Below are 26,561 nucleotides of genomic sequence, written 5' to 3'. Positions count from 1 at the left end.
CCCTCCGTGGATTCGTCCACCATAGGACATGCGGCACCAATCCGCGCAGAGGGCGCCGGCTCAGGGCCATTTGCGGGCGGCCGCCGGATGTTCCCCTCGATGGGCCATCTCCGGTTCTTGGAGACCGAGCCGAAGGAGCTGTCCCTACTCGTCGTGCCCTTCCGATTCTTCGTCGGCCTTATGCCGGGCCTCTTGCTGATGCTGCCTCAGCTTCGCCTCGGCGTCCCTGCGGCGGTAGATAATGGCCTTCGCTTGTTCAGCAGTTGGGTGGCGGTGTTCCCGCTCCCAGGCATGGTCGTTCACCCCGGTCCTCGGAGGTGGCCCTTCATTGCGTGCGCTATCGTTTTCGCCCATACCGTATGGTCCCATGAGACGCCGGACGGTGTACGGCCCGGGCCCGCCCCTACGCCCTGGAGGTCAGCGGACCGCCGGGACGGGCATGAAGCGTGGCGGAGCGCGGAAGGCGGGGGCTAACTGGTCTGAATCGCGATGGTGGGATCAAGGGCGCTGAAGGAGGTGTCGATCAGCGTCGACAGGTCCTCCCGCCCTTCTGATTCCCTCCAGACCGCTAGCGCCGCCGCAAAACACTCCATCGCGGCCGCTACCCGAACCTGAGTGACGATTGACGCATCCGGAGCGGCATGGGTTCGTTGCAGTTGGCGGACAATATTCGGCCGCCAGTCGAACTGCTTCTCCCGGAACCGGGCGCTGAGCGCTGGTGTCTCGTAGATCAAATCCAGGAATGCCATCACTTCGCTTGTGTCGCGCATGAGGAAGTCCACTACCGGATTCAAAGCGCGCCGCAGCGCATGCCAGTCATCGTCTGACCGGGCATCGGAGGCCAGGGCTTCGATGATGGTGTCTCCGATCGGATCGAAGAGGAACAGGACAACGTCTTCTTTGTTCGTGAAGTACCGCAGGAATGTGCTTCGGGACACTCCGGTAGCACCCGCCAGGTCAGCAAAAGTGACCTGATTGAAGCCGGTTGCGCAGAACTCGTTAAACGCAACGCGTGCGAGCTCTGCTCGGACTGCGTGCCTACTGATGGCTCGGACACTGACAGGACTAGGAGGCATGCCTTAACTCTACCCCGTGTCCCACGAATACACCCCAAGTGCTAAACTGATACTCAGTGTCACTATTGACGCCGGAGTGCCCAAGGTGCGGTGTCTCCACCCTTCGGCTGCGTGCGGCCCTTTCGAATCGAGATATTTTGACTTACAACAACCTGCCGGGACTCCACGTATCTGTCGAGGCCGGAATCGCCACGGTGACGCTGGATCATCCGCCGCTGAACCTGATGGACGGTGTCCTGCTGCCCTCACTGCGCGGATTTCTCTACCGAGTGCATGATGACGCCGCAGTCAAGGTCATCGTGTTCCAATCTGCTGATCCGGAATTCTTCGTCGCTCATGGGGACATGGGTTATCTGACAGATCCCGAGGCCCTTCCGGCAGCCACCAACGCGGCCATCGCGGCCGCACCCGGCTGGGATGTCCCGGAGGGCCTGAACATTCTTCAGGCTTTGAGCGAGGACGTGCGGAACCTGCCCCAGGTGACGATCGGCAAGCTCGCAGGTTTTGCCCGCGGCGCGGGCAATGAGTTCCTCATGAGCCTCGACATGCGGTTCGCGGCAATCGGCAGGTCCGGACAGGCCCAGCCCGAGGTTCAGATGGGCATTCTTCCCGGCGGCGGTGGCACCGTAAACATGACCCGCCTCATCGGCCGTGCCCGAACCCTGGAACTCATCCTGGGCGCTGAACTTGTCGACGCGGAGCTGGCCGAGCGGTACGGCCTCGTCAACCGGGCCCTGCCCGCCAAGGAGATCGACGCACACGTCGATGCTCTTGCGCGTCGCATCGCGCGGCTTCGCCCGGAAGTCATCTCTGCAGTCAAAACGACCGTCAACGCCATGGCACCGGCAGTGCCGTTGGAGGCCTACGCGGTCGAAAACACCTCCCTGTACGCGGCATTCGGCGACGAAGTTTTCGAGCTGGCCGACAAGCTCCTCGCCGCTGGCGTCCAAACCCGCGAAGGTGAACTGGATTACGAGCGCATCTCCAATAGCATCTAGGCTTCGGCCGAAGCGCAGGACAGCGTGAGAAAGGCCCTGCCTATTACGGCGGGGCCTTTCTCACGCTGCTTCGAGTACACCCAAATAAAACTGTTCAAAACGCCACGAAACGCGGCCGTATGGTGGTCACATCAGTACCGCTGCGTAAGGAGGGAAGCGGGCTCTGCGATGTTGACGGCCACGGATACTGAAGATCGGGACGGTAGAGGCACCCTCATCGACAGGAGACTGTAATGACCGACTATGTGACGTCACAGGACGGCGCCCGTATAGCCTACGACCGGGTCGGGGAGGGTCCCGGAATTATCCTCGTCGGCGGGGCCATGCAATTCAGGGCCGTCGACCCCACAACGACCGACATGGCCCGCCTACTGGCGGGCCGTGGATTCCCGGTCTTGAACTATGACCGGCGGGGACGAGGCGACAGCGCCGGCGCCACCTCCTTCACGCTGCAGGATGAGATTAACGATCTCTCTGCACTGCTTGAGGCAGCCGGGGGTGAGGCGGCACTCTACGGCAGCTCATCCGGGGGGGGCGATCGTCCTCGCGGCTGCCGCCGCGGGACTCCCGGCCAGCAGGCTGGCGTTGTGGGAGGTGCCACTTGGTGAGGAGAACGGCACCGACGCCGCCGCGTCTCTTGCCGGGCTGCGTCAACGCATCGACACCGGGAACAACACCAGCGTCATTGAATACTTCATGGACGGCATGCCGCGGGAGTGGCTCGATCCGGTCCTGCAGAACCCCGCGATGCTCGCCACGGCCCCCAGCCTGGCCGCCGACACTGAAGCGCTTGCCTGGACGCAATCCGCTCCCCGAACGGAACTGTGGGGAGGCATCGAACAACCGACTCTGATCATCCTTGGAGATGAGACGCTTCCGATCATGCCTCCGGCGGCGGAGGAAATTTTCGCAGCGATCCCGAACGCCCGTATGGAAATTATCGAAGCAAGCGGCCACGGGTGGGAAAGCGCCGTCATGGCCGAAACCCTGAGCAGCTTCCTCAGGAACTAGCTGCAAGGACTCCGCAACACCTGAGGGGTCCAGTCGGGATCCCATTCCACGCAGGAATGCTGGAGACGGCGCCGCGGTCCTCCACGGGGCGTCACTTGGCTGGCCGGAATCGGCCTTCTAGTTCCCCCGTGTCGCTTCGGCTGGCGCTGCTTCGGTCGGCGCGGCAGGCGGTGTCGCCGGCCCAGGGGATATGGCGCTCGCCTGAAGAAATTCTGTGATCTCCTGAGCCATCGCCTTTGACTGGGTCCAGTGCAGGGAGTGCGGGCCCTCGAGTTCGACGATTTCGTGGCGTCTGACGTTCCTGAGCTGGTTCTCGTGCGTCTCGCGCCACTTCGGGTCGGCGGCGATGCTGTCGCTGGCAAGAATGCCAAGAACGGGCAGGTTCTCCGGGTAAGTCACTCCATTGAGTGCTACGGCGTTGCTGCCTATTCGAGCGGTTTCATCCGCGACTGCCGCGTTGCCGAAATTCCAGGTCGTCATTTGGCGCATGCGTTCCAGCTCGGCGGGCGTGAAGTCCTCGCCGGGTGGGTCCGCCAGGCTCGGCGCGACCCATAGCGCGGCTCGGACCAGTCCGATCGTCGACAGGATCTTGGTGATATTGATGCCTGCGCCACTGTCCGCGGAATCCGTGTCGGCGTTGATTGGCACGGCGGGCACGGAGGGGTCGATGCCGACCACCGCGGATACTTCGCCGGGGTACCGGTTGGCATAGTCGAGCGTGTAGAAGCCGGCGATTGAATGTCCGGCGAGAACGTATGGTCTTCCGATGTCGAGGGAGGAAAGGGCCTGATGGAGTTCAGCGCTGATGTTCCTCACGGTCCGTTCTGGTGCGCTCATGTCGCTGTAGCCGTATCCGAAGCCCTCGACGACGATGACGTCGTAGGAACTCAGTTCCCGGATCAGGGGCGCGAAATCCAGCGCCGGTGCGGTCGTGCCGAGACCGCTTAGCAGAACGAGGGGTTGTGCACCTTCCGTGCCGGCCCGGTAGACGTTCATCGAGCCGCCGCCGACGTCCACAAGGTCGCCGTAGGGGGTAATGCTCGACTTCTCGTGTAGCTCCAGGAAGGAGTTGGCGGCCGTGGATGCAACGGCGATCCCCAGCGTGGCAAGCATGACGACGCCGGTGACTCTGATCGCGCGACGTGGACCGCGCTGCTTCAGCTTCGGTTTGTCTTTTGCGGGGGAAGATACGAGATGACTGGGGTGTGCCATGGGGACGTTTCCAGACGTGGGAATGTTCGAATGAGTGGGAGCCCGTCGAAAGGCGGGCCGTTCGCCCGGCTGGCGTCACCCCGACGAGCGAAGGGAAGTCCTACAGGCGTGTCATTTTTTCGCTGAGGTGAACAATGATGTTCGCGTGGAGGACCTGGTGTGCCTTGTGTGAGCCGAGAGCGTGAGGTTCATCCACAACCTGAAACTATACCCCTAGGGGGTATATGTCAAGAGATCCTCAAGACTGGGATCCCTGCGCATCTCATCATGCTGCGCTCGCACCGGCCGCCGGCGGGCTGGCCGAGCGGCTCGAGGGCTCAGCGCCGCTTCCGCTTTGACCGCTGCTCATCCTCCCGCTCTGATCTGGCGCGCTCTGCGGAACGCTGGGATTTTCCTCCTCCGACCACTTTTTGGTGCCACTCACGCTGGTATGCCCGGGTGGCTGCGGCATCCTTGCGGCGGGCCAGTGCGGCCATTTCGCGTTGGAGTTTCAGGTAGTTGTTCCAGCGGCGGTCCTCGAGTGTGCCGTCAGCGAGGGCGGCCTGCACAGCGCAGCCGGGTTCCTGTTGATGGGCGCAATCGGAAAACCGGCATAGGCTGGCGAGTTCCTCCACATCCCTGAACATCTGCTCCATCCCGTCGTCGGCGTCGAATAGCCCGAACCCGCGGACGCCGGGAGTGTCCATGAGGACAGTGCCGTCGGCCAGCGGTACAAGCTCCCGGGAGGTGGTGGTGTGCTTGCCCCTGAAGTCGCCGGAGCGGACTTCGCCTGTGTGCTGCACGTTGTGGCCGACCAGGGCGTTGATCAGTGTGGATTTACCTGCGCCGGAGGGCCCCAGGAGGACTAACGTGCTGCGCGGCGGCAGATGTGCCAACAGGTCCTCGATCCCGTCCCCGTTCTCAGCGGAGGTGGTGACCACGTCAACACCTGCTGCCTGCAGGATGACCTGCCCGACGACGTCATCCGCCGCGTGCGCCAGGTCCGCTTTGGTGACGATCACCAGAGGAACGGCGCCTGAGTCCCAGGCGGCGACGAGCGTCCGTTCGAGACGGTTGTGCGTGAGCGGCCGGTCAACCGGAACCACCACGCCGATCACGTCTATGTTGGCAGCCAGGACCTGAGCGGCGGAGGAGTCCTCGAAGGCGCGTTTCCGGCTGAGCTCCGAACGCCGGGGAAGCACTTCGATAATCTGGCGATCACCCGCGCGGTTGGGTCCTATCCAAACCCAGTCGCCCGTGACCGGCACGCCGGCTTCAAGCGGGTAGGGAAGGTGCAGGAGCTCCATGCCCACAGCCACCAGAACGAGGCTGCGGTCAACCCGCACCACGCGGCCAGGTTCGCAGGGCTTGTCCGCGCTACCAACAGGCGGCGGGTTGTCGTCGAAGTGGCGTGCGACGACGGCGTTGTAGCCGTAGGGGGTTGGGCCGGTGCGATCTGATATGGATGCAGCAGGACTGTCTAGGCCGTGGCCTGAGAAATTTTTCATTGGAGTACCTCGGGAAAGTCCCCTGGCACCGGCCACTACCGGGCAAAGACCCAAGGTGTTGTGGCGTTCCGCGGGCAGTGCCCTATGCGGTATGGAAGCGGGAGACGGGGGCGGTTGTTTTGATGGTTTCAAGGCGCCGGGGGCGCATGGCAATGACAGTCATCAAAAAACACCTCCGCTCTCGTCTGTGGTCCATTGACGTTATACCGGACCGGTTCCCAACTTTAGCTTCCGCCCGAGGCTTTTGCCATGGCCTTCGCGATCCGGGACCAGGAATCGCGGCGGTGTTCATCACGCCACCGACGCGGGGGCTTCTGCACTACCTCAGAGGCTCCTTGTTCGTTGCACATCGCTTGCTTGTTTTCGATCGCGTCGCGTCAACGTGGGCAGCTCGAACAACAGAGTGACTGAGACGTGCTCGCGGGTTGAATAGATCCAGGCGAGCCCGAGCGGGACGCCGATGCCAACCAGCAGCAACAGCGGCAGAACATACCATTCCCCGGCAGAGCCGACCGCGTCGGCCAGGGCGAGGGTGATGATGATTGGTCCGAGATGGGCGACGTAAAACACGATCGAGTAGCGTCCGACGAATTCGAGTGCGGTGGTCACCGGTCCGGCGGGGAGTCGGGGAAAGAACCAGTACACGATCACGAGCGCACCCGCCACGCCCCACGCGAACTCCCCCTGGTACAGCACCTCCCAACCGGCCACGCTCAATACACCAACGGTCACCGCGCACGCACCGGCAACAGCCAGGACCCACGGCTTCCCGATGAATTCCGCGATCTCCCGCGGGTGCTTGGCGCACCAGGCGCCAAAGAAGAAAAACGCTGAGAGAAAGGCCATGGCCTCCGGGCGGCCGTTGTCGGTGAGCATGAACGACATGCCCACTCCGGTGCCGGCGATCAGCAGCGGCGGGACGCGTCGCAACGGATAGGCAAGAGCGTAGAAGACGAGGATGAACCAGAGGTACCAGAGGTAGGTCGGCGAATCGTGGAAGATCTGACTCACCGCGGCAGGGCTGAGCTCGCCGCTTGCCGCTAGGATGATCAGCGACCAGAGAACGTACGGCCAGGCCACCTTGGAGGCCTTGCCGGCGAAGTACTTCCTCCCGGTCTTGGTCATCGACTGTGGCAGCGTGATTCCGGACAGGAACATCAGCACGGGCATGCGGAACGGCTCGAAGAAGAGATTGAACTGGTCGACGCCTGGAGTCGGGCCGGCGGTTATGCGAAGGGCCTCGCCGGCATGAAGCACGACGACCAGCAGGATGGCAACCCCACGGCAGCTGTCCAGCCACCGTATACGGGTGTCCGTGGAAGTAGTCATGGCGGCCTCCCCGTCGAGTCTCATCAATCGAACCTGTGTACTGCCCCTGGGTTCGCTTGGGTGAGGTTCGGTGTCGGGATGAGTCCGGATGGCCCGTCACAGGTGGTTCTGTATTGGTGATGGCCGGGCATTTGCGGAAGGACCATGCCCGGGCGCCGCGTGATGGGCGTGTCACTATTCTTGCGGATATTGGCATTGTCGCCACTGGAGGATGTGGATCGTGTGCGAAAAACTGGGAGAGAACCGCCTGTCCCGGCGCTTCGCAATCCCAGAATCACGATGAGGAACACCGTTATGACTGATCAGATGAAGGCCGTTGTGCTCGCCCGTTTCGGAGGCCCCGATGCTTTTGAGCTGCACGATGTCTCCGTACCGAAGGTCGGACCCCGCCAGGTTCGGGTGCGCGTCCATGCGACGGCCCTCAATCCCCTCGATTACCAGGTGCGGCGCGGAGACTACGCGGACTATGTTCCTCTTCCTGCGATCACCGGACACGACATCTCCGGCGTGATCGAGGAAGTCGGCTCCCACGTGACGGAGTTCCGCGTCGGCGATGAGGTCTACTACACGCCCCAGATCTTTGGCGGCCCCGGCTCCTACGCGGAGCAGCACGTCGCCGACGTCGACCTCGTCGGGCGGAAGCCGGAGAACCTCAGCCACCTGGAGGCGGCGAGCCTGACACTCGTCGGTGGAACGGTGTGGGAGGCCCTCGTGACGCGGGCTCAGCTCACCGTGGGGGAGACGATCCTCATCCACGGCGGCACGGGCGGTGTCGGCACGATCGCGATCCAGGTTGCGAAGGCAATGGGCGCACGGGTGATCACCACCGCGAAAGCAGGCGACCATGAGTTCGTGCGCTCCCTCGGATCGGATGAGGTCATCGACTACACCTCGACGGACTACGTGGACGCCGTGGCCGAGCTGACGGGGGGCGAGGGGGTCGAGGTCGTCTTCGATACGATCGGCGGCGACACGCTCACGAAAAGCCCGCTGATACTCGCCGACTTCGGACGCGTCGTCAGCATCGTCGACATCGCGCAGCCGCAGAACCTCATCGAGGCGTGGGGCAAGAACGCCGCCTACCACTTCGTCTTCACACGACAGAACCGCGGCAAGCTCGACGCACTCACCAGCCTGGTCGAGCGCGGCCTCGTGAAGCCGGTCATCGGCGCGACTCTTCCGCTCGCCCGAATGGGCGAGGCTCATGAGCTCCTGGAGAACAGGGGTTCCTATGCACTCCGCGGCAAGGTCGCGATCGACGTGGCAGGTGACACCGTCGCGCTTCCGCCTCGCATCTCGTAGCCGAACGTTCCAGGCACCCGGGCGATGATCGCGGTGGTCAGCCCCGCCCGGAGAAGGTGGCGCGGTACTCCGAGGGAGACACATCCAGGAGCCGGCGGAAATGCAGTCGGAGGTTCGATCCGGTTCCCAGTCCGACCTGGTCCGCGATGCGGTCGACCGACAGCCTCGTGCTCTCCAGGAGTTCGCGGGCGGTGTCGACCCGAGCGCGGAGGATCCACTGCACCGGGGTGGTGCCGGTCTCTTCGGCGAAGCGGCGCAGGAACGTGCGGGGCGACATCCGCGCGTGTGCGGCGAGCCCGGCGATCGTAAGCTGCTGGTCGAGCCGCGTCAGGGCCCATTCGCGCGTCGCGGCGAGGGTTTCGCCATGGGCTGCCGAATTGGTCTTCGGCAGGTACTGGGCCTGACCCCCGGTCCGGTAGGGCGCGGTGACGAGTCCTCGTGCGATCTCGTTCGCCGCGCTCACGCCGAGGTCGCTTCGAACGATGTGCAGGCAGAGGTCGAGGCCGGCGGCGGCCCCGGCCGAGGTGAGGATGGATCCCTCGTCGACGAAGAGCACGTTCGGCTCGACCGTGATCTGCGGATGCCGCTCCGCAAGCTTTTCCGCCGCATCCCAGTGCGTCGTGGCCCGCCGGCCGTCGAGCAGGCCGGCATCGGCGAGGGCGAATGCGCCGTAGCAGATCGACGCGATGCGTGCCCCGCGGGATGCTGCGCTCCGGAGCGCTTCGCGCACCTCCTCCGGTATCGGCCGACCCGCCGGAGCGTACCCCGGGACGATGATCGTGTCCGCGTCGGCCAGTGCGTCCAGGCCCCGCGGGACCGTGTAGCCGAACCCTCCGTGGGACGGCACCGTTCCGGCGGTGACCCCGCAGGCCGACACCTCGTAGGGGAACCCCGACTCCGGATGGAACACCTCCGCCGGGATCCCTACGTCCAGCGGAAGCGCCCCGTCGAGTACGAGGACCACCACCCGATGAGGTCGCTGCATCATTCGACTCCGATCCGGTCGAAGCGTGCCGACCGCATCATTATTTTTGCACGCTGGGACAGCGGTCTCGGGCACCGCGCGATGGGCCGCCCCTCAATGAACGTATTTGTCCATATGGTCCAGAATTGCTAGTCTTGAGTCGTGGAAGGGACAAATAGAATGGAAACGTCTAACGTGAAAACCCGCGCAACGAAGACCGCGTTTATCTTCAACTCCTACTACCGAGTGCATCCCGAGGACCGCCAGAAGTTTGTTGATGCGGTAGCAGAGCACATCCCGCCCACCGCCCAAATGCCCGGGTGCGTGTACTACGTCTTCGCTGCTGACATCCTCGATCCCAACACATTCCACCTCTCCGAGGGGTGGGAGGATGAGGAGACGATCGAGCGCCATCACAGGTCGGATCTGTTCCAGGAGGCCCTCAAGAAGGCCACGACGTCGGTGCGCATCCTTGAGAACCAGGGACAGCGATACGAAATCGCCGCGCAGACCGATGGTCGCCCTCCTCGGCTGAGCTGAGAGCAGCAGTTCCACCGCCTGTCCGACGATCAGTAGAGAAGCGGGCAAGGCAGCGGGCCGTGTGCCGTTCGGACGTGTGGAAAGGTTCGCTGCCCGGCGAGGTTACGATGAAGACGCCCCGGCACTCGCCTCAGGAGAAGGAGCGGAAGTGGACGCCTCACCCGCCCCCGATAACGCGTTGTTCGTGCGAGCCACCGGTACCGGGCAGGAAGGGCTGATCGCCGCGGAACTGATCGGTTCAGGGGCTTCCGCGCTCGGCGTCGGGCTCGTTCTTGCGGCCTTGCTGATGCGGCTGCTCAACGGCTCCATGATGAGAACCACCGCCGTCCTCGCCGGAACCGCACCCGATCTGGTCCTTCGGTGGCACGACCGGTTCAACATGGTCCATGAGGCGCCCTGGTCGGGTCACGTACCGGACGACGGTGACCGCGACCTTACCCTGTTCTATTCGGCCTCCGACCCCGACCGGTGGCAGCTGCACCGCCCCCACCGGGGAGCCGGCATGCTGGCACTGGTCGGTGTGGGACTCCTGCTTGCGGGGGTCGCGTCGGCTGTGCTCCCGCTGTAGGGACCGGCGGCGAGGGGGATAGATCCTTGGACGTCCCGGCTTGGCCTACGTGCACCCTGGTCTGCGGGAGAGCCCGGCCCGCTATCCACTGACTTCGGAGAGTGAGCGGAAGCTTCTCCTCGGGGACTGGTTCAGAGTCGGGGGAGGCGTTCACCTGTCTCGTCGGCGAGGGCCGAGAGGAGCCTGTCCTGGAACGCCGTGTCGTGAACGGAGGAGTGAGGCTCTCGTCGGTGCTGGTGGTACCAGTACCCACCGCTGGTGTGCGCTTCAGGGTCGTCGCTGGTGGCGAGCCACTCCTGCGTGCGGTGGCCTAGTTCGAGGCTGTCCGGGGCTCCGGCTCCGCCCATCCGGGTGGGTACCCATCCTGGGTCGACGGAGTTGGACAGAACAGCCGGGAACAGGCGCGCCATCGCCGCGGCGAGAGTGGTCACGTAAAGCTTGCTGTCACTGTAGGAGCCGGCCCCCTTGCCTTTCCAGTCGACGCCGTCCACGCGCGGCCGGCCGCCGAAGTGGGACCCGCTGCTGAGGTAGACAAGCCGTTCCGGGAGCGGAAGAAGGGCCGTCAAGAGGTACGGGGCTATGACGTTGACGGGCATGACATTCCGCCCGCCCCCAACGCCGACGTTGTGAATGACTGCGTCCAGCGGTGCCTGTTCGGCCAGTTCGGCGGCGATGTGGCGTAGGGCGTTGCGATCGGCGACGTCTCCGATGACGATGCCGGCACCCTGGTCGGTGAGACGGTGCAGGTGCGCTGCGCGGTCGGCGTTTCGGGCGTGCACGACGACGTCGTGCCCCTGGGCGTGCAAGGCTTCGGCGGTGAGGCGGCCCAGTCCGTCAGCTGACCCGGTGATGAGGATGCGACTCATGATTAGTTTCCTTCATGGGGCCCAGGGATCTCAGGGATCGTTCCCGACCTGGGAGGGGGTCAGCCGGCGGCCTTCCTGACTAGAGTACGAAGTTTCTTTTCAGCGGCTTCGGTGATCTCCAGCACCGCGAACGCGGTGGGCCAAAACTCACCGTCATCGAGTGCGGCGTCGTCATTGAAGCCAATCGACCCGTACCGGGATTTGAACTTGGCAGCCGGTTGGTAGAACACGATGACCTTTTCGTCCCTGGCATAGGACGGAAACCCATACCAGGTCTTGGGGTGGAGGCCAGGGGCTTCCTCCAACACAATGACGTGCAGTCTTTCCGCGATTTGGCGATCGGTGCCCTCGAGACCCTCAATCGCGGAGAGGCAGTCCTCGTACTCTTTCGCGCGCTTGGCCGCGCCCTTCACTCCCTTCATTGCCTTCAGTTCGGCGGCTCGCTGTTTCATGGCGTCGCGCTCGGCGTTCGAAAATCCGCTTGTGTCGCTCATAATCGGCATCCCTCAATTCCCCGTCCAAAGATCACTCCCGCCCGCCGGGGCACGGAGTGCGGCATCACTTACCGTAAGCCCGACGACGCAGGTGACAACAGCTGCGCCTGACTTAAGCGAAGATCTCACGTGAAAGTCCCGAACCGATCCAGGCGTTCGTGGGATACTCCTCGCACCACGCAGAACTCCTTGCCCCCGGCTGAAGGATGCACGGCTCGTTACCGTCTGGATCGCCCAGGACGACGTGCTCGGCATCCGGTCCCTGGCCGACATCAATGTGGCGTGCGCCCAACGCCAACGCCAGCGCTCGATCGACCGCAGACGCCTGCTCGTGGATAGACTCCGGTTTCAGATCGGGATGCATCTGGTTGGGACCCCACTTCTCACCGGCACCGGCAACCAGTCGGAGACTAAAACCCACCCCGGGCAGTGCCGTAAGCGACGGTGCGCCCCGTTCGATGGTGACGTCCTGGCCGAGCAGGCCGCCTCAGAACACGGCGAGACGCTCCAGATCGGGTGACCTGAAGGTCAGGGCAATCAACTCACACACCATGGCCGCTAATCTTCCGATCCGCCAGTGGCGCGTCAATCGAATAGCCAGCCGGCCCAAACCCCGCTGGAATATTCAGACCTGGGTTTCCCCTCCGTCCGCGAACAATTCGGTCCCGGTGACGTAGCTTGCCTGATCTGAGGCGAGGAACAGCACGGCGTTGGCGATTTCAGCCGGCTGGGCGACGCGGCCGAGTGGAACGTTGCCGGCCATTGCGTCAAGCATGCCCTGAGTCTGGCTCGGGTCGGGGGCGAGTCCTGTCAGGCCGGGGGTCTCAGTGGGTCCCGGGGCGATTGTGTTCACCCGGATGTGGCGGCCGGCGAGCTCTGCCGCCCACGTGCGCGTAAACGAACGCAAGGCTGCCTTTGTCGCAGCGTAGACGCCGAACGCAGGGTTCCCCTTGCTCGCCGCGTTCGATCCAGCGATGATGACGGAGGCGTGATCCGCGAGCATGGGCAGCGCCTTCTGCACCGTGAAGACTGTGCCCCGCACGTTCACGCCGAAGGTCTGGTCGAACGCCTCCGGGGTCAGCTGCTCAAGAGTTGCGAATCCTCCGCCGCCGGCGTTCACGAAGAGAACATTCAGGTCCTTCCCGGTCGATGCGACGACGGAAAAGATGCGGTCCAAGTCGTCGAGATCCGCGACGTCGCCCCTGATGCCTGTCGCCCGGTCTCCCAATGCGGCGACCGCGGCATCCAATTCCGCCTCGCGGCGACCGGTGATGAAGACATGCGCTCCCTCCTGGACGAAGCGCTGGGCGGTCGCGAAGCCGATGCCCGATGTTCCCCCAGTGATCAATGCGGTTTTGTTCTCAAGCTGTCCCATGGCGGGCCTCTGTTCTTCTGATACGACGTGAATGTCTCATCGTAGATCGTTTTAGTCTATATGGTCAATAATGGGTTTTGCATGCGGTCGCGCTGACGTTGCCCTCCCGGGCCTCAGGGGGCTACCTCGCTGGGGGAGGCACGCGCCGCGCGAGATGACCTGACGGCGCGGACGGTAAGCTGCGCGGCGACGACGAGGAGCAGCAGGCCAAAGAGAATGCCAGACAGCCGCGCCGGCAGGGCCAGAGCGAGTGCGGCACCCGGTATGGAAGCAGCCGTTGCGGCCACCCCAACGATCAGGCCGGCGCCAACGTCGACGGTTCCGGCCCGCCAGTTGGCGCCCGTGCCGATGGCGCTGGTGGGGATCATGACCAGCAATGAGGTGCCTTTGGCGATGAGGTCGCTGATGGCGAAAATTCCGATCAGGGCCGGCACGACGATGATTCCGCCTCCGATTCCGAACAGGCCCGAGAGTATCCCCATGGCAAGGCCGAGCACGACATAGCCCAGCGCGACCAGCGCGGAGAATTCAAGGCTTTCTCCGCGGACCGGCGAGACCAGGACCATGCGTGCTGCGACCAGGAGGGTGAAGACGATGAACATCCAGCGCAGCCACACAATGGGGATTCTTTTCAGGAGGGCGCTGCCGAGCAGCGCCCCCACGATGCCGCCGACGGCGATGAAGAACCCGGCAAGGAGGTCGATCTCACCGGCGAGCAGATACGTGGTTGAGCCCACGACCGATGCCGGCACGATCGCGGCAAGCGAGGTCGCGGCGGCCCTGCGCTGGTCGAAGTTCGCCAGGGCCATCAGCAGCGGCACCATGATGATTCCGCCCCCGATGGCGAACAATCCGGACAGCAGCCCTCCCACCACTCCGACTCCGATGAGAACGATCCAGAATCCCGTCCCCGCCGCTCCGGGTACGGGCGGGGAGCTTTCCTTCACGCCGCTCATTTTCTCTCCTCGATGGGGCGGATGTGCTTGGAGGTGCCGCCCGTCAGTTCCAGGTGAAGAGTGCGGGCTGCTGGCCTGCCAGGTCCGGGTCCGCGTAGATATGCAGACGGCTGATCAGCCGGCCGCGGAACTCAAAGACATTGCAGAAAAGGCCGCTGCTGCGCGCGTCGCCGGGAAAAGGAACCCCGGAGGCAAGCATGCCGGATTCGGCTCCTTCGACGACGACGCGGTTGTCGCTGGAGGTAAATGTCATCCGGGCCTCCGGGTGATCGAACGAGGTCACGGCCGAACCCAGGCCGACGAGAAACGGAACGATCTCCGCTTTTCCGCGCGCGATTCCGAACTTCGGGAAGAAGATCTCGGTGTCGTCGGTAAACATGTCGAGCAGGTTGGGATCACCTGAGTCGACTTTCCTGAAGTATTCCTTGGCAAGGGCGATCTGATCCGTTGTGCTGATCTGTTGCTGATCCATGGTGGTGCACCTTTCAGTTCCTGCAGGTGAGGGGATGCCGCGTCATTGGCATGGGGACTGGGGCTCCAAGGACCTCTGTCTGTCGTCGATGCGGAGGGTTCAGCGTAAGTTGTTATGGTCGGAATGGTCAATAAAAGTGGAACGTGTCACTACACTTCCCCCGCCAGCTCACGGGGTTGCTTCAGTCCTTTCCGGTCCCCAGGGCTTTCTGGAGCGAGCGGATTGCCTGCTCGATGGCGGCGGTCGTTCCCTGGGTGACGCGTTCGGGGTTGAGCATCATGAAGTCGTGGGTGACGAAGTTGTAGCGGACGCTGGTGGTGGGCACCCCGGCTTCGACGAGTTTCGCCGCGTAGGCCTCGCCCTCGTCCCGGAGCGGGTCGTTCTGGTCCACGAGCAGCAGGGCCGGCGGAAGCCCTCGAAGGTCCTCGAGCGTGGCCCTCAGCGGTGAGACGGTGATCTCCGAGCGGCGGCTGACGTCGGGGAGGTAGGCGTCCCAGAACCAGGCCATGCTTCTGGCGGTCAGGAACGGTCCGTCGGCGAAGGTGCGGTAGCTTTCGGTGTCCTGGCCGGCGTCCGTGACCGGATAGTACAAGGACTGGTGGACGAAGGTCACGTCACCGCGCTGCTTTGCGAGCAAAGTCAGGGCCGCGGTCATGTTGCCGCCGACCGAGTCACCGGCAACGGCCATGCGGGACCCGTCCAGGCCCTCCGTGGCGCCCTGCTTCGTGATCCACTGCGCGGTGGCGTAGGCCTGCTCGATGGCCTTCGGGTACTGGGCCTCGGGGGAGCGGTCATATTCCACGAAGGCCAGGGCGGCGTTGGCCCCGGCGCACAGTTCCCGGATGAGGCGGTCGTGGGTGCCGGAGTTGCCAAGGATCCAGCCGCCTCCGTGGACGTAGAGGATCACCGGCAGCGTCCCGGTGGCGCCCACGGGTTTGATGATGCGCACCTGTACGTCTCCGACCTCGGCCGGGACGGTGATCCACTTGTCCTCGCCGATCTCGACCTTGTCGACCGGCGCTGCCTGGAGGTCATCGAGCAGTTTGCGGGCACCTTCGACCCCCAGGTCGGCCAGAGCCGGTGGCTGGGCGGTGGCGTCGGCGATGATCTGGGCACCTGGTTCGAGCACTACTTTGGACATGGTGGTACCTTTCTGGGCTGCTGCATGGATGGATGATGTGCACTGATGTTCATTCGGCACGTTCCGGTGCGGGGTAGTTGGTGACCAGAGGCTCGTCCGCTTCGACGAAGTAGGTCGAGAGCATTTTCGTGGTGACAGAACCGACGTTCACCGCGTTGTGGATGGTGTTCGGCGGAATGAGGAACGGGCTTCCGGCGTGAAGCTCGAGCGGGGGCCTGTCGTCGAACTCCATGGACACGTCTCCGCGGATGATGTAGCCCACTTCGGGCCCGGGATGGCTGTGCCGGCCGGAGGAGGTGCCTTCGGGGATTTCCACCAGGGTCTGACGGATCCTCCAGCCCTGCACCGGACTGGACGCATCCTGCAAACTGACCCGGGTCAGAGCCGGCTTGGCCTCTTGTGCTTCGGTCATGTTCCTGATCCTTCTGAGCTTGGCAGCTCGTGTTGCCCGGTTATCCTCTTACTGGCGGCCGGTGGTCGCGGCGGCGGCTTCGCGGATGAGGTCAACGACCTGGGCCGCCTCGGGAATCGCCACCGTGTGGGAGCCGCCTTCAAGCTCGATCGTTTTCCGTGACCCGGCGCGCTCGGCCATGAAGCGGTGGGCGGCGGCCGGGATGTTCCGGTCCTCGGCACCGAAGAGGAACCATGAGGGCACCGACTTCCACGCCGGCTCTGTGGAGGCCTCCGAGAAGGCGGCCTCCAGGATGGGGCGCTGGCCGACACCCATCACCGCGGCGACCTCCGCCGGGGAATCGGCCGCGAACTGCGCGTGGTAGCGGCTCTGCATGATGTAAAGGTCCCTGCCGCCGGGGACATCCACCGCAGCGAGCGTTTCCCCGAGGGTGGAGCCTTCGAACTTGTTGGCAAGCTCCCTGGGGGTCTCTCCTTCCTCGGGTGCGAAGGCACCGATAAACACCAGGGCTTTCACGCCGGGGTTGCCGGTGCCGCCGCCGCTGATGACCGTGCCGCCGTAGGAGTGCCCGACCAGGATGATCTCGCCGGTGATGTCGGCCAGCAGGGCCCGGAGGTATTCGGAATCGACGGTGACCCCGCGCAGCGGGTTCGCGACGGCGATCGCCGGGTAGCCCTCGGCCAGAAGCGGGCTGATCACCGCGTTCCAGCTCGATGAATCCGCGAACGCGCCGTGGACGAGCACGACGGTGGGCTTGGCGGGGGACGGTTCGGTGATGCTCATGATGTTCTCCCTTGTGCAGTGGGCGCCGGTACCGTGCCCGCGCGGGCCTTTGACAGCTCAAGTCTCGTCCGTCGTCTCCACCGCCGCGCCGGGGATACCCGGAGTAATGCTCTGGTAAACCCCCCTGCAGAAGAGCAGACTGAGTGGGAGGCTGGGGGATGGCCCAATTCGTGCTCGTCGTCGATGATGATGAAAGGTTTCGGGACTTGGCCAGAAGACTGCTCGAGAGCTGCGGGTACGCGCCAGGGGGCGATGCTGGCAACGTGGCCGAGGCATTGCGTTGTGCCGACGCTTCGCGGCCCGACATCGCACTTGTTGATATTGGGCTTCCCGACGGCGACGGTCTGGAACTGAGCCGGCAACTCACCGGAGCACCGTATCGGGTTCGGGTAGTGCTGATTTCCGCCGATAGCGACGCAACCTCGGCAGAGGAAGCCGCCGCGGCAGGTGCGGACGGGTTCATTCCGAAAAGCGAATTGTCGTGCTCGACGCTTCGGTCGATCATGGGCGACGGGTAGGGAAGGTTGGTGAGTTCACCCGCACCGTCCCCGGTGCGCGTTGCCGTCGGAGAGGACGATGTACTCCTCCGTGAGGGAGTGACGCGGGTGCTCCTGGGTGCAGGGCTAGATGTCGTCGCTTCGACCGGGGACGCGACCAAACTTCTCGCCATGACTTTGGCGTTCCGTCCCGATGTCGTCGTCGTCGATGTTCGAATGCCTCCACATCACGGTGACGATGGCTTGCGTACCGCCATCGAAGTCCGCAAACGCCTGCCCGGTACGGGAGTGGTGCTGCTGACGCAGTACTGCGAGCCCGAATTCGCGATCGATCTGATCGGTGATCGGCCGCAAGGCGTCGGATATCTCCTCAAAGAACGTGTGGGGGACGTCGACGATTTCGCAGCGGCGGTCAAACGGGTTGCCCATGGAGGAAGTGCCCTGGATCCCGAGGTCGTCACACGGATGCTGCGGCCGCGCACTGTCCCCTCCGAGCTCGCTGATCTCACCGACCGCGAGCGCAGTGTCTTGGCCTGCATGGCAGAAGGATTATCGAATCGAGGCATCGCCCGTGCGCTTCTCATCAGCGAAGCGGCTGTCGAGAAGCACGTCACGGCGATGTTCCGGAAGCTCGGGCTCGCCCAGCTGACCGATGGCCACCGCCGGGTGCGCGCCGTGCTCCGCTACCTCGCCGCTCAGGGCCCCTGATCATGAGCCTGTCCGAGCTTCCAGTTCCCGATCATGACCTCGAAGGGTTACAGAGACTAGCCAGCGAAGGGCGCTCTCTCCGCGACATCGCTGACCTCGTTGCGCGAGCGAGCCGCACTGAAGATGTGTTTCAGTTGGCAGCGATCGAGGCATCCCGGCAACTTGACGGAGACGCGGTCACGATCACTCGATACACCGCTGGCGACGAAATCATGGTCGTGGCCGCCCATGCCGGCCCGACGCCGATCGGCACCCGCATAAAGTTCGGACCGGGTACCCAGCCGTATCGAGTACGCCATCAGAAATCCAGCGTGCGTGTTGATGACTTCAGGCTCGAGGTTAACGCCGCGCTCGCCGAGACATATGGGCTTCGGGCGTGCGTTTCAGTACCGGTGATCATCGAAGGCGTCGTCTGGGGTGCGTTCTCAGCCACCTCACTCACCGGGCCCCTACCCAGGCGTACTGAGGACAGACTCCAGAGCTTCGCTCAACTCGTTGTGACGACGATCGCCAACATCGAGGCCCGGGAGGAACTGCGCGCTACCGCCCAACACGATTCCGCAATACGGCTTTTGGCCGAGCAATCAGTCACGGGCGCCTCATCCGAGAGGGCGCTGGCGATGACAGTGGCTCACGCGCTCACCCTGCGAGGCGTCGTGCGGGCATCGATCAATCCGCACCTGCTGACACTCTCATCACATCCAGAAAGCCCGACCTCGATGGCGGAGGATCATCCATCCCTGTCCTATCCCATCCAGACCCACGAGCGCACGTGGGCGTATCTCGAGATTGAAGCACGGACCCACCCACTACCCGACACGACGGACGCGCGATTAAGGAACCTCACACAGGTCACCGGCCAGGTCGTATCCGCGATCCTGACGCGCCTGCACCTACGCCACCTTGCCGAGGAGCAGACAGCACTTCGCAGGATTGCCGAACTCATTGCAAGCGGCGCAGCGCCGTCGGCCGTCGTCCATTCCATCGCGGCAGAACTGTCCCGCCTGCTCGAGAACTCGCCGGTCGTGATCGTACGATTCGACGCGGACGGACCGGTGATCGCGGCGGCCTGTCAAAGCGGGATCGCGGCAGGAACAAGACTCCCCGCAGTCAAAGAAACACCTGTCGAGCGGAGCCCGCGCGGCTCAAGACAGGTCGACGAGATAACTTCCGCGGCGCGTTGCGTGTTCGGCGGTGACGCAGGGGCCCACGTCGGGGTACCTGTCACAGTCGCAGACCAGTTGTCCGGCGCTTTGCTCGTTGCGCCCCGTCCGGATTCGACGGCGGACACTGCCGGGACCGATCTGGAAGCCTTTGCTGATCTCGTTGCGGCCACTTTTGCCAACGCCCGGGCCAGGGAAGCGCTCATCGCATCCAGGGAGCGCATGGTCAAAGCCGCAAACGACGCACGGCACCAGCTGCAACGCGATGTGCACGACGGAGCGCAGCAGCGGTTGGTACACACCATCCTGGCACTCAAACTCGCCCGCGACCGGGGCGCGCACGGCATGTCCACGGCCGCCCTCATTCAGGAAGCCTTGACGCACGCCGAGGAAGCCAACCGGCAACTGCGGGACCTGGTGCGGGGCATCCTGCCCGTCGCGCTCACGCGGGGAGGTCTCGTGGCCGGCATCGAATCCTTCGTCACCGACCTACCGGTGCCCGTCAGGTTGCACCTGCTGCTGCCCAGGCTTCCCGGGACGGTCGAGACGACAGGGTATTTCACCGCCGCCGAGGCGATCACGAACGCCATCAAGCATGCGCACGCAGAGCATGTCGACGTGGCAGCGTGGCTCTCGGAAACAGGAGACGAGCTTCACCTACGGGTGCGCGATGACGGCGTGGGCGGCGCCGACCCGGACATGGGAACCGGACTCACCGGACTGACCGACCGCATCGAGGCCGCCGGTGGAACGATCACCATCACGAGCCCACCGGGATCTGGCACCGACCTCGAAGTGACTCTTCCCCTGCCCTCGGCTTCGCAATACGACCGGGACAGGTGACTGGAGCCGCCTTCAGGACACGCTCCACTCCGGCTCGTTCCAGCCTTCCCGCCGCACACTGGGCCCAGCGTTGAGCGAACGCGGCTCCTACTGCGGGTCCTGGACAACTTCCGCCGGGGACCATCCCAGGGCGGGTCCCAGGCTGGTGGCGATGTCGGTGAGGATCTGGACGTAGTCCTCATGATCGAAACTGAACGGCAAGGCGAAAGCCACCTCATCGACCTCCTGGAAGCCGGCGTGTGCGTAGAGCTGTTCTGCGATCTGGTCGCTGGTGCCGATCAGATCCGGGGCGAACAGCATCCCCCTCGGCCCCTGCGGTGCCCGGGTGCGTGGTAGGCGTTCATTCACGTACTGGGTGTACTTCTTCCGCTGGCCCGACGACGCCGAATCGGTCGGGATCACCACCAGGCCCTGCGAGACCCGGGCCCCTCCGAGCGCATCGGGTGATGCAGCCCCTGCTTCACGGTAGGCGCGGATCTGAGACTGCTGGATCTGGGCGAAGACGGGGTCCTGGTCCTCATCGGGGAAGATCACGCTGCTGGAGAGCAGGTTGAACCCATTCGCTGCGGCCCAGACGGCCGACCTCCTGCTCCCTGCCCCGTACCACAGGCGTTGCCTGAGCCCAGGGGAGTGCGGCTCGACACGGTCGGAAAACTCCTCGACCACGCCGTGCCGTCCGGAGAATGCCCGTATCGGTTCCCCGGCGACAAAGCGGGCGAACCGTTCAACGCGCGTGTAGCTGAAGTCCTCCGACGCGGACGAATTCGGGTACAGCTCGTCCTTCACGGTCTCGTAGTGCATCGGTTCCCCAACACTCAGGCCCGGATTGATCCGTCCGCTGGAAAGGAGATCGACGGTGGCCAGATCCTCAACCAGGCGCAGCGGGTTCTCCCAGCCCATGGGTGTCACTGCAGTGCCAAGCTCAATCCGGGAGGTGCGCTGGCTGGCGGCTGCCATCATCGCGACAGGCGAGGAGATTCCGAACTGCAGGTGGCGGTGGCGCAGCCAGGCGCTGTCAAAACCCAGCCGCTCGCCGAGTTCGATGATCTGCAGGGTCGACTCGTGCCCAGCGGCCGGATCCGCCGGATCGAACAAACCGATCGTGAGGAATCCGAGCTTGCGTAGCGGGCGCGGGGAGACGGGCATGGGCTTCCTTCGACGGATCGGCGTACGACTGACCTCAGACTATGCGCCGGGTCCCGCGACGCCTGCGAGGGTGAAGGAAAGTTACCCTTCACGTCCTCGGCGCCCCTCACCTCTGCGTTGAAGCTTGGAGATCTGTCCGACCGCTGCCGCTCCTGGCCGGCAGGAGCCAGTAGCCCTATCCCCGCCGGCGGGACCGGACGGCGACTCCATCCTGAGCGTGGATCAGACGGCGTCCCCGCCCTTCACCGAGCTGGATCCACAGCATGCTGCGGTCCTCGGCGAGATCGTCGACCCACCCGGGGAGGCTGTGGCCATCGACCGGCTCAACGGTCACAGCCTGCCCGCGGCGCAGGTCCTTCCAGTTCATCCCGGTTTCCGATGACCCGATGCCCGCTGCACTCTCTTGCCCGTCAGCTGCCTGTGACACGTCGTCCTCCTGTTCCGCCCCGCACGATCGATGTGTTCCAAGGCTTCCACGAGGAAGTGAACGTGCCATGAACCCGCCGTGAAGACGCCGCGTTCCATCCCTCCGCTGTCCTGCCGCCAGCCACGCGGAATGCGTCACCCCATTGTCCGGGCCTTGGCCTTTACCGCGCTGACCAGCCGCCGTCCATCGTGTAGCTGGCGCCGGTCACCATTCCGGCGTCGTCCGAAGCCAGCCAGGCCACCAGTGACGCTACTTCCGGGGGCTCCACCAGACGCTTTATGGCCGATTCGGTAAGCATCACCTTGGCCAGGACCTCGGCTTCGGGAATGCCATGAACGCGGGCCTGCTCTGCCAGCTGCTTCTCTACCAGGGGAGTTCGGACGTAGCCCGGGTTGATGCAGTTGGAGGTAACGCCATGGCCGCCCCCTTCGAGTGCCGTCACCTTGCTCAGCCCTTCCAGGCCATGCTTGGCGGAAACGTAGGCGCTCTTGAACGCCGAAGCGCGGAGCCCATGCACCGAGGACACGTTGATGATGCGTCCAAAGCCGTTGGTGTACATGTGGGGCAGGGCGGCCCGGATCAGCAGGAACGGGGCTTCCAGCATCAGGGCAATGATCCGGCGGAACTCCGCCGGATCGAACTCTTCGATAGGGCTTATCCGCTGGATTCCTGCGTTGTTCACCAGGATGTCGCAATCCAGACTCATGGTGGCGAGCGAGTCCACGTCCAGCAGATCCACTGCCCATGAGGTGCCGCCCACCTCATCGGCGAGAGCGGCGGCGCTGGCAGAGTCGACATCGGCCACCACCACTTTCGCGCCCCGCCCCGCCAGTTCCCGGACGCACGCAGCACCGATTCCGCTGGCACCTCCGGTCACCAATGCCTTACGGCCCTTCAAACCGTCTTCCATTTCCATCCTGGCTTCCTCTGTTGTTCCAGCGGACTGTCCCACCAGCAGCTCAGCGCTTGCCGGCCGACAGCACTCCTTCACGGGCGGCGTCGGCCCTGTCCACTTCCTCCAGCGCGATGCCCTTAGTTTCCTTCAGGCTCAGCACGGCAGCCGACGTGATGGCGCACGCGACCATCAGGTAGATCGCGGTGGGCACCCATGAGCCGGTGTCTTTCAGCCACTGGGTGGCGAGCAGCGGAGCCAGCGAACCGGCGAAGATGGACGTCACCTGGGAACCGAGCGATACGCCGGAGTAGCGCATGCGGGTAGGGAACAGTTCGGCCATGATGGCCGGCTGCCCGGCGTACATGAACGCGTGCAGGCACAGCCCAATGGTCACAGCGGCAACGATGGCCGCGGCATTGCGCGTGTCGAAGATGGGGAAGGCAAAGAATGGCCAGCTGGCGCCGAGGACGGCTCCGACAAGGTAGACCGGCTTCCGGCCCCAGCTGTCCACGAGGCGTCCCACCTGCGGAATAACCAGAAAATGCACGATGTGGGCAATCAAGAGCGCCAGCAGGAGCGAGGACGTGTCGTACTGGTGGACGGTCTTGAGGTAAACGATCGAGAAGCTGACCACCAGGTAGTACATGATGTTCTCGGCGAAACGCAGCCCCATGGCCTGCAGAATTCCCTTGGGGTACTTGCGGACCACTTCGAAGACGCCGTAACTGACGGCCTGCTCCTTCTCCACCAAAGCCTTGGCCTCCAAGAAGATCGGAGCCTCGGTGACATGGGTGCGGATGTAGTAGCCAACGAAGACGATCACCGCTGAGAGCCAGAACGCCACGCGCCAGCCCCAGCTGAGGAATTCTTCGCTGCTGAGCACGGAGGACATGATGAACAGCACGAGCGTGGCCAGCAGGTTGCCCACCGGAACGGCGGCCTGGGGCCAGCTGGACCAGAATCCACGGGACTTGGCGGGGCTGTGCTCCGCGACCAGCAAGACGGCCCCACCCCATTCGCCGCCCAGAGCAAAGCCCTGGATGAAGCGCAGCGCGACCAGCAATGCAGGTGCCAGATAGCCGATTTCGGCGAAGCCTGGCAGGCAACCCATCAGGAACGTTGCCACGCCGACAATCACGATCGTCAGCTGGAGCGTGGGCTTGCGGCCCAGCTTGTCACCGATCTGCCCGAACACAATGCCGCCCAGCGGGCGTGCTACGAACCCGACGGCGTAGGTGAGGAAGGCCTGGATGATGCCGTCCAGCTCATTCCCGGTGGCGGGGAAGAAGTACTTGCCGAAGACCAGAGTGGCGGCGGTGGCGTAGAGGAAAAACTCGTACCACTCCACAACGGTGCCCACCATTGAGGCGGCCACGATCTTCTTGAGTCCGGATCCTTGGGATGCAGGTCCGGCTGCCTTGTGCGGCGGGCGTTGCTCAACGCTCATGAGGTTCTCCTTCGTGGAAGAAACGACGCGTGCTGTGATCTACAGCACTAATGCTCCGATGGACTTTACTGCACAGAATCGAGTCGTCTATGGCTAAAACAGCACCGCCACTGTGCATAATTGCAGACATGAGTGCCCGTCCTGATGACCTGCTGGTCCTGCTCGAGGTTTCCCGCTCCACCAAGTTCACCGCGGCGGCCCAGGCCCTGGGGCTAAACCACACCACCGTCGCGCGGCGGATAGCGGCTTTGGAGAAGGCGCTGGGCGGCCGGGTTCTGGCCCGGGCCACCAGCGGCTGGGAGCTCACAGACCTTGGAGCCCAGGCGGTGCTGGTGGCGGAGCAGGTGGAAGCGGCGGTGGGCACACTCGGCCCCGCCGGGCGGGCACCCGACCCGATCACCGGCGTCGTGCGGATGACGGCCACGGACGGGTTCAGCGCCTACATCGCCGCGCCGGCCGTAGCGCGGCTGCGGCGCGAACATCCGGGGCTGAGCGTGGAGGTGGTGACCATGACCCGGCGTGCCCTGCAGCAGCGTTCGGGACTCGACATCGAGGTGGTGGTCGGTGAACCGCAGGTTCACCGGGCCGAAGCGATCCGTCTAGGCGAGTACATGCTGGGGATCTACGCCTCGCGCGGCTACCTGGCGGTGCATGGAAACCCGGCCACCATGGCCGACCTTAAGGAGCATCCACTCGTCTACTTCGTGGATTCGATGCTGCAGGTGGATGCCCTGGACGCCCCACGGCGGCTAATGCCAGAGATGCGGGACGGCTTCACATCCACCAACGTCTTTGTCCATGTGGAAGCCACCCGAGCGGGAGCCGGAATAGGTTTCCTGCCCTGCTTCATGGGTGACCTCCATGACGACCTAGTGCGACTGCTCCCTGCTAACGTCGCCGAACTGCTGCCCTATTGGATGGTGCTCCGACCCGACTCGATGCGGCGTCCCGCGGTGGCCGCCGTGGTTCACGCACTGCGTGAGCAGATGGCCATAGACGAGGAGAAGCTGCTGGGCCGCGGCTAGGTACAACTACCGAAGATCTATGGCGGCGTGCCAGTACCGAGCGTTGGTCCTCGAGGCGGCCAACACCACCAGGCCGGTCTGACCGGTGACATTTTGTTTTGTTGTGGTGGGGTCGTTGATGTCCAGGTCGGTACTGCTGCTGATGATGGGCGTTCCGGGGCCGGGCGGGAAGGAAACGTTGTCAAGCGGCGCCTTCTTGTAAAAGACGGTGCCGCCACCCTCCGGCGCGACCGCGAACATCCACACCTGGCGGCGCTCCTGGTCGATCATGACCATGGGCCGGGTGTGGGCGTCCTCGACAGCACCGAACGGCGCGCTGGTCCAGCGGCCATTGCTGTCTCGCACCAGGAGCGCCACCAACGTCTGACCGGGTTGCTGAGCGGATGTCTTGATCGCGGCGTAGAGTCGGCCGCTGCCGTCGGTTGTCAGTTGCCTGAGGTTGAGATGGTCGTTCGCGCATCCCCCGGTGCAGTTGTTTCCCGCTCCATAGGCGACCTCTGTCTGCCACGATTTGTCCGGCTGACCGTCCTGGTGGATGGCCAGGTAGAACCTCTTTTGCTCCGACCGCTGGTTGCTCCACATGACTGCGATCTTGTTGCCCTGGAAGGAGGTGACTGCGGAGATATCGTCGTGGCTCGTCTGGGCGTTGGGTGTTGGCAGGACGAACGGTGTTCCCCACGCCGCGTCGCTCGTCGTCGAGTGGTTGACGTAGACACGGTTGCTGTTGTCGGCCGAGACGACGGTGTAGGTGACCCAAAGCTTTCCGAGGGAATCTTTGGCCACCGTAATGGATTCCGAGCTCCCACTGTGAAGGGTGACGGGGAACCCGGCGTCCCGAGTGTAGGTCTTCGTCGATGCGTTGTAGCTGAATCGATGAAGCTCTGCGGACCCGGAGGTCACCGCCTCCTGAGGCGGTGGCGAACCCCACTCCGAGAGCACAGTCGTGCCCGACACCACGTAGAGCTTGCCGCCCCTTTCGTCCCAGAGCGCGTCACCGCGCGCATTCGGCCGCTTGTCAACAACCGTTTCCGTCTCCTGCCACACCTGCGTCGCGGCGTCGAGCCGGTGGATTTTCGTCGCATTTGCGGACGCGCTCCACAACAGCCCCCACCACGTCCCGTCCTGGATCCACAGCTTGCTCTGGGCCTTGTCCGCAGTCGGGGTTCTGACGCCGTCGCCTGCATACGATGGCCCGGGCACTCCCACATCGGCAGCCTGGGCAGGAACGGGGAGCGTGACAGTGACGGTCACCGCGAGCAGCAGAGCAATGAAAAGGCGCAGCAGACGCATGGGGGTGCCCTCGAAGTTATGTCGGCGGACCGGTTGAGTCATGATTGTTCTCCGATAGGAGACAGGGCATTGCGAAGGACGCCATCCCTGTCATGAATAGCTGAAAAGACGGTGCCTGCTCGGCGACAAAATAA

29 protein-coding genes are annotated in these 26,561 nt (G+C 64.2%); 9 read left to right on the top strand and 20 right to left on the bottom strand.

Going from position 1 to position 26,561, the window contains the following annotated elements; all coding sequences use genetic code 11:
* Positions 1-144: 144 nt before the first annotated feature.
* Positions 145-303 (bottom strand): hypothetical protein, encoded by a 159-nt coding sequence (locus I6N91_RS11855; RefSeq protein ID WP_198812753.1) that lies wholly within the window; start codon positions 301-303, stop codon positions 145-147.
* Between the two features lie 167 nt (positions 304-470).
* Complete coding sequence (locus I6N91_RS17365; protein WP_198812752.1) at positions 471-1,076, bottom strand: TetR/AcrR family transcriptional regulator; 606 nt, start codon at positions 1,074-1,076, stop codon at positions 471-473.
* Between the two features lie 137 nt (positions 1,077-1,213).
* Here I6N91_RS17365 and I6N91_RS11845 point away from each other — a divergent pair, with 137 nt between their 5' ends.
* Both I6N91_RS11845 and I6N91_RS11835 read left to right on the top strand, forming a co-directional pair.
* A complete protein-coding gene (locus I6N91_RS11845) occupies positions 1,214-2,074 on the top strand; it encodes an enoyl-CoA hydratase/isomerase family protein (protein ID WP_198812751.1) in 861 nt (286 codons plus the stop codon).
* 594 nt (positions 2,075-2,668) lie between these two features.
* Positions 2,669-3,085: a hypothetical protein gene (locus tag I6N91_RS11835; RefSeq protein WP_198812747.1), complete on the top strand. Its 417-nt coding sequence runs from the start codon at positions 2,669-2,671 to the stop codon at positions 3,083-3,085.
* A 117-nt stretch (positions 3,086-3,202) separates the two neighbouring features.
* Here I6N91_RS11835 and I6N91_RS11830 read toward each other — a convergent pair whose 3' ends face one another.
* The 3 genes from I6N91_RS11830 to I6N91_RS11820 all read right to left on the bottom strand — a co-directional run bounded on the left by I6N91_RS11830 (position 3,203) and on the right by I6N91_RS11820 (position 7,113).
* A complete protein-coding gene (locus I6N91_RS11830; RefSeq protein ID WP_198812746.1) occupies positions 3,203-4,297 on the bottom strand; it encodes an alpha/beta fold hydrolase in 1,095 nt (364 codons plus the stop codon).
* A 317-nt stretch (positions 4,298-4,614) separates the two neighbouring features.
* On the bottom strand, positions 4,615-5,784 hold the full coding sequence (gene rsgA, locus I6N91_RS11825; RefSeq protein ID WP_198812745.1) for a ribosome small subunit-dependent GTPase A: 1,170 nt from the start codon (positions 5,782-5,784) through the stop codon (positions 4,615-4,617).
* Between the two features lie 324 nt (positions 5,785-6,108).
* Positions 6,109-7,113, bottom strand: coding sequence for an acyltransferase (locus tag I6N91_RS11820; RefSeq protein WP_198812744.1), 1,005 nt, complete (start codon positions 7,111-7,113; stop codon positions 6,109-6,111).
* 294 nt (positions 7,114-7,407) lie between these two features.
* Between I6N91_RS11820 and I6N91_RS11815 the strand changes: the two genes are divergently transcribed.
* Positions 7,408-8,415, top strand: a complete 1,008-nt coding sequence (locus I6N91_RS11815) for a zinc-dependent alcohol dehydrogenase family protein (protein ID WP_198812743.1) — start codon at positions 7,408-7,410, stop codon at positions 8,413-8,415.
* Between the two features lie 37 nt (positions 8,416-8,452).
* Here the strand turns inward: I6N91_RS11815 and I6N91_RS11810 are convergent, their stop codons facing one another.
* A complete protein-coding gene (locus I6N91_RS11810; RefSeq protein ID WP_307843339.1) occupies positions 8,453-9,403 on the bottom strand; it encodes a DJ-1/PfpI family protein in 951 nt (316 codons plus the stop codon).
* Positions 9,404-9,559: 156 nt separating this feature from the next.
* Between I6N91_RS11810 and I6N91_RS11805 the strand changes: the two genes are divergently transcribed.
* Both I6N91_RS11805 and I6N91_RS11800 read left to right on the top strand, forming a co-directional pair.
* Positions 9,560-9,919, top strand: coding sequence for a putative quinol monooxygenase (locus I6N91_RS11805; protein WP_233091770.1), 360 nt, complete (start codon positions 9,560-9,562; stop codon positions 9,917-9,919).
* A 148-nt stretch (positions 9,920-10,067) separates the two neighbouring features.
* Entirely contained in the window at positions 10,068-10,487 is a 420-nt protein-coding gene (locus tag I6N91_RS11800) for a hypothetical protein (protein WP_198812741.1), read from the top strand.
* Between the two features lie 131 nt (positions 10,488-10,618).
* Here I6N91_RS11800 and I6N91_RS11795 read toward each other — a convergent pair whose 3' ends face one another.
* From I6N91_RS11795 to I6N91_RS11755, 9 genes are all read right to left on the bottom strand, one after another.
* Positions 10,619-11,353 carry an SDR family NAD(P)-dependent oxidoreductase gene (locus tag I6N91_RS11795; RefSeq protein ID WP_198812739.1) on the bottom strand — a complete coding sequence of 245 codons (735 nt, stop codon included), beginning with the start codon at positions 11,351-11,353 and terminating at the stop codon, positions 10,619-10,621.
* A 59-nt stretch (positions 11,354-11,412) separates the two neighbouring features.
* Positions 11,413-11,847 carry a hypothetical protein gene (locus I6N91_RS11790; RefSeq protein ID WP_198812737.1) on the bottom strand — a complete coding sequence of 145 codons (435 nt, stop codon included), beginning with the start codon at positions 11,845-11,847 and terminating at the stop codon, positions 11,413-11,415.
* 112 nt (positions 11,848-11,959) lie between these two features.
* Positions 11,960-12,268 carry a VOC family protein gene (locus I6N91_RS11785; RefSeq protein ID WP_198812735.1) on the bottom strand — a complete coding sequence of 103 codons (309 nt, stop codon included), beginning with the start codon at positions 12,266-12,268 and terminating at the stop codon, positions 11,960-11,962.
* Positions 12,269-12,472: 204 nt separating this feature from the next.
* A complete protein-coding gene (locus tag I6N91_RS11780) occupies positions 12,473-13,222 on the bottom strand; it encodes an SDR family NAD(P)-dependent oxidoreductase (RefSeq protein ID WP_198812734.1) in 750 nt (249 codons plus the stop codon).
* A 113-nt stretch (positions 13,223-13,335) separates the two neighbouring features.
* Positions 13,336-14,178 (bottom strand): sulfite exporter TauE/SafE family protein, encoded by an 843-nt coding sequence (locus I6N91_RS11775; protein ID WP_198812733.1) that lies wholly within the window; start codon positions 14,176-14,178, stop codon positions 13,336-13,338.
* A 43-nt stretch (positions 14,179-14,221) separates the two neighbouring features.
* Entirely contained in the window at positions 14,222-14,650 is a 429-nt protein-coding gene (locus I6N91_RS11770) for a nuclear transport factor 2 family protein (protein WP_198812732.1), read from the bottom strand.
* A gap of 181 nt (positions 14,651-14,831) precedes the next feature.
* Positions 14,832-15,791 (bottom strand): alpha/beta hydrolase, encoded by a 960-nt coding sequence (locus I6N91_RS11765; RefSeq protein WP_159616248.1) that lies wholly within the window; start codon positions 15,789-15,791, stop codon positions 14,832-14,834.
* A gap of 49 nt (positions 15,792-15,840) precedes the next feature.
* Positions 15,841-16,203 (bottom strand): cupin domain-containing protein, encoded by a 363-nt coding sequence (locus I6N91_RS11760; RefSeq protein WP_198812731.1) that lies wholly within the window; start codon positions 16,201-16,203, stop codon positions 15,841-15,843.
* 48 nt (positions 16,204-16,251) lie between these two features.
* The gene (locus I6N91_RS11755) at positions 16,252-16,986 is read right to left on the bottom strand and encodes an alpha/beta fold hydrolase (RefSeq protein ID WP_198812730.1); all 735 of its coding nucleotides are present in this window, start codon (positions 16,984-16,986) and stop codon (positions 16,252-16,254) included.
* Positions 16,987-17,144: 158 nt separating this feature from the next.
* Between I6N91_RS11755 and I6N91_RS11750 the strand changes: the two genes are divergently transcribed.
* The 3 genes from I6N91_RS11750 to I6N91_RS11740 are packed head-to-tail and all read left to right on the top strand — an operon-like array spanning position 17,145 to position 20,197.
* Complete coding sequence (locus tag I6N91_RS11750) at positions 17,145-17,504, top strand: response regulator (RefSeq protein ID WP_198812729.1); 360 nt, start codon at positions 17,145-17,147, stop codon at positions 17,502-17,504.
* 9 nt (positions 17,505-17,513) lie between these two features.
* Complete coding sequence (locus I6N91_RS11745) at positions 17,514-18,191, top strand: response regulator transcription factor (protein ID WP_307843338.1); 678 nt, start codon at positions 17,514-17,516, stop codon at positions 18,189-18,191.
* Between the two features lie 2 nt (positions 18,192-18,193).
* Positions 18,194-20,197 carry a GAF domain-containing protein gene (locus tag I6N91_RS11740; protein ID WP_198812728.1) on the top strand — a complete coding sequence of 668 codons (2,004 nt, stop codon included), beginning with the start codon at positions 18,194-18,196 and terminating at the stop codon, positions 20,195-20,197.
* Between the two features lie 87 nt (positions 20,198-20,284).
* Here I6N91_RS11740 and I6N91_RS11735 read toward each other — a convergent pair whose 3' ends face one another.
* From I6N91_RS11735 to I6N91_RS11720, 4 genes are all read right to left on the bottom strand, one after another.
* Entirely contained in the window at positions 20,285-21,343 is a 1,059-nt protein-coding gene (locus tag I6N91_RS11735) for an LLM class flavin-dependent oxidoreductase (protein ID WP_198812727.1), read from the bottom strand.
* Between the two features lie 175 nt (positions 21,344-21,518).
* On the bottom strand, positions 21,519-21,770 hold the full coding sequence (locus I6N91_RS11730) for a hypothetical protein (RefSeq protein WP_198812726.1): 252 nt from the start codon (positions 21,768-21,770) through the stop codon (positions 21,519-21,521).
* A 160-nt stretch (positions 21,771-21,930) separates the two neighbouring features.
* On the bottom strand, positions 21,931-22,680 hold the full coding sequence (locus I6N91_RS11725; RefSeq protein WP_198812808.1) for a 3-hydroxybutyrate dehydrogenase: 750 nt from the start codon (positions 22,678-22,680) through the stop codon (positions 21,931-21,933).
* Positions 22,681-22,729: 49 nt separating this feature from the next.
* A complete protein-coding gene (locus I6N91_RS11720; RefSeq protein WP_198812725.1) occupies positions 22,730-24,112 on the bottom strand; it encodes an MFS transporter in 1,383 nt (460 codons plus the stop codon).
* 128 nt (positions 24,113-24,240) lie between these two features.
* Between I6N91_RS11720 and I6N91_RS11715 the strand changes: the two genes are divergently transcribed.
* Positions 24,241-25,137, top strand: a complete 897-nt coding sequence (locus tag I6N91_RS11715; RefSeq protein ID WP_198812724.1) for a LysR family transcriptional regulator — start codon at positions 24,241-24,243, stop codon at positions 25,135-25,137.
* A gap of 6 nt (positions 25,138-25,143) precedes the next feature.
* On the opposite strand, the gene I6N91_RS11710 is transcribed toward I6N91_RS11715, so the two are convergent.
* Positions 25,144-26,469 (bottom strand): hypothetical protein, encoded by a 1,326-nt coding sequence (locus I6N91_RS11710; RefSeq protein WP_198812723.1) that lies wholly within the window; start codon positions 26,467-26,469, stop codon positions 25,144-25,146.
* Between the last annotated feature and the right edge of the window lie 92 nt (positions 26,470-26,561).

The organism is Arthrobacter sp. MSA 4-2 (genome assembly GCF_016405885.1).
Lineage (GTDB): Bacteria > Actinomycetota > Actinomycetes > Actinomycetales > Micrococcaceae > Arthrobacter_D.
This window is presented reverse-complemented; position numbering and strand designations above follow the sequence as displayed.

Coding starts and splice junctions, on each gene's coding strand:
- I6N91_RS11780 (WP_198812734.1), bottom strand. CDS start 13,222: ATGGGACAGCTTGAGAACAAAACCGCATTGATCACTGGGGGAACATCG.
- I6N91_RS11750 (WP_198812729.1), top strand. CDS start 17,145: ATGGCCCAATTCGTGCTCGTCGTCGATGATGATGAAAGGTTTCGGGAC.
- I6N91_RS11820 (WP_198812744.1), bottom strand. CDS start 7,113: ATGACTACTTCCACGGACACCCGTATACGGTGGCTGGACAGCTGCCGT.
- I6N91_RS11810 (WP_307843339.1), bottom strand. CDS start 9,403: ATGATGCAGCGACCTCATCGGGTGGTGGTCCTCGTACTCGACGGGGCG.
- I6N91_RS11760 (WP_198812731.1), bottom strand. CDS start 16,203: ATGACCGAAGCACAAGAGGCCAAGCCGGCTCTGACCCGGGTCAGTTTG.
- I6N91_RS11740 (WP_198812728.1), top strand. CDS start 18,194: ATGAGCCTGTCCGAGCTTCCAGTTCCCGATCATGACCTCGAAGGGTTA.
- I6N91_RS11710 (WP_198812723.1), bottom strand. CDS start 26,469: ATGACTCAACCGGTCCGCCGACATAACTTCGAGGGCACCCCCATGCGT.
- I6N91_RS11805 (WP_233091770.1), top strand. CDS start 9,560: ATGGAAACGTCTAACGTGAAAACCCGCGCAACGAAGACCGCGTTTATC.
- I6N91_RS11790 (WP_198812737.1), bottom strand. CDS start 11,847: ATGAGCGACACAAGCGGATTTTCGAACGCCGAGCGCGACGCCATGAAA.
- I6N91_RS11795 (WP_198812739.1), bottom strand. CDS start 11,353: ATGAGTCGCATCCTCATCACCGGGTCAGCTGACGGACTGGGCCGCCTC.
- I6N91_RS11725 (WP_198812808.1), bottom strand. CDS start 22,680: ATGGAAGACGGTTTGAAGGGCCGTAAGGCATTGGTGACCGGAGGTGCC.
- rsgA (WP_198812745.1), bottom strand. CDS start 5,784: ATGAAAAATTTCTCAGGCCACGGCCTAGACAGTCCTGCTGCATCCATA.
- I6N91_RS11755 (WP_198812730.1), bottom strand. CDS start 16,986: ATGAGCATCACCGAACCGTCCCCCGCCAAGCCCACCGTCGTGCTCGTC.
- I6N91_RS11720 (WP_198812725.1), bottom strand. CDS start 24,112: ATGAGCGTTGAGCAACGCCCGCCGCACAAGGCAGCCGGACCTGCATCC.
- I6N91_RS11765 (WP_159616248.1), bottom strand. CDS start 15,791: ATGTCCAAAGTAGTGCTCGAACCAGGTGCCCAGATCATCGCCGACGCC.
- I6N91_RS11815 (WP_198812743.1), top strand. CDS start 7,408: ATGACTGATCAGATGAAGGCCGTTGTGCTCGCCCGTTTCGGAGGCCCC.
- I6N91_RS11735 (WP_198812727.1), bottom strand. CDS start 21,343: ATGCCCGTCTCCCCGCGCCCGCTACGCAAGCTCGGATTCCTCACGATC.
- I6N91_RS11770 (WP_198812732.1), bottom strand. CDS start 14,650: ATGGATCAGCAACAGATCAGCACAACGGATCAGATCGCCCTTGCCAAG.
- I6N91_RS17365 (WP_198812752.1), bottom strand. CDS start 1,076: ATGCCTCCTAGTCCTGTCAGTGTCCGAGCCATCAGTAGGCACGCAGTC.
- I6N91_RS11830 (WP_198812746.1), bottom strand. CDS start 4,297: ATGGCACACCCCAGTCATCTCGTATCTTCCCCCGCAAAAGACAAACCG.
- I6N91_RS11775 (WP_198812733.1), bottom strand. CDS start 14,178: ATGAGCGGCGTGAAGGAAAGCTCCCCGCCCGTACCCGGAGCGGCGGGG.
- I6N91_RS11715 (WP_198812724.1), top strand. CDS start 24,241: ATGAGTGCCCGTCCTGATGACCTGCTGGTCCTGCTCGAGGTTTCCCGC.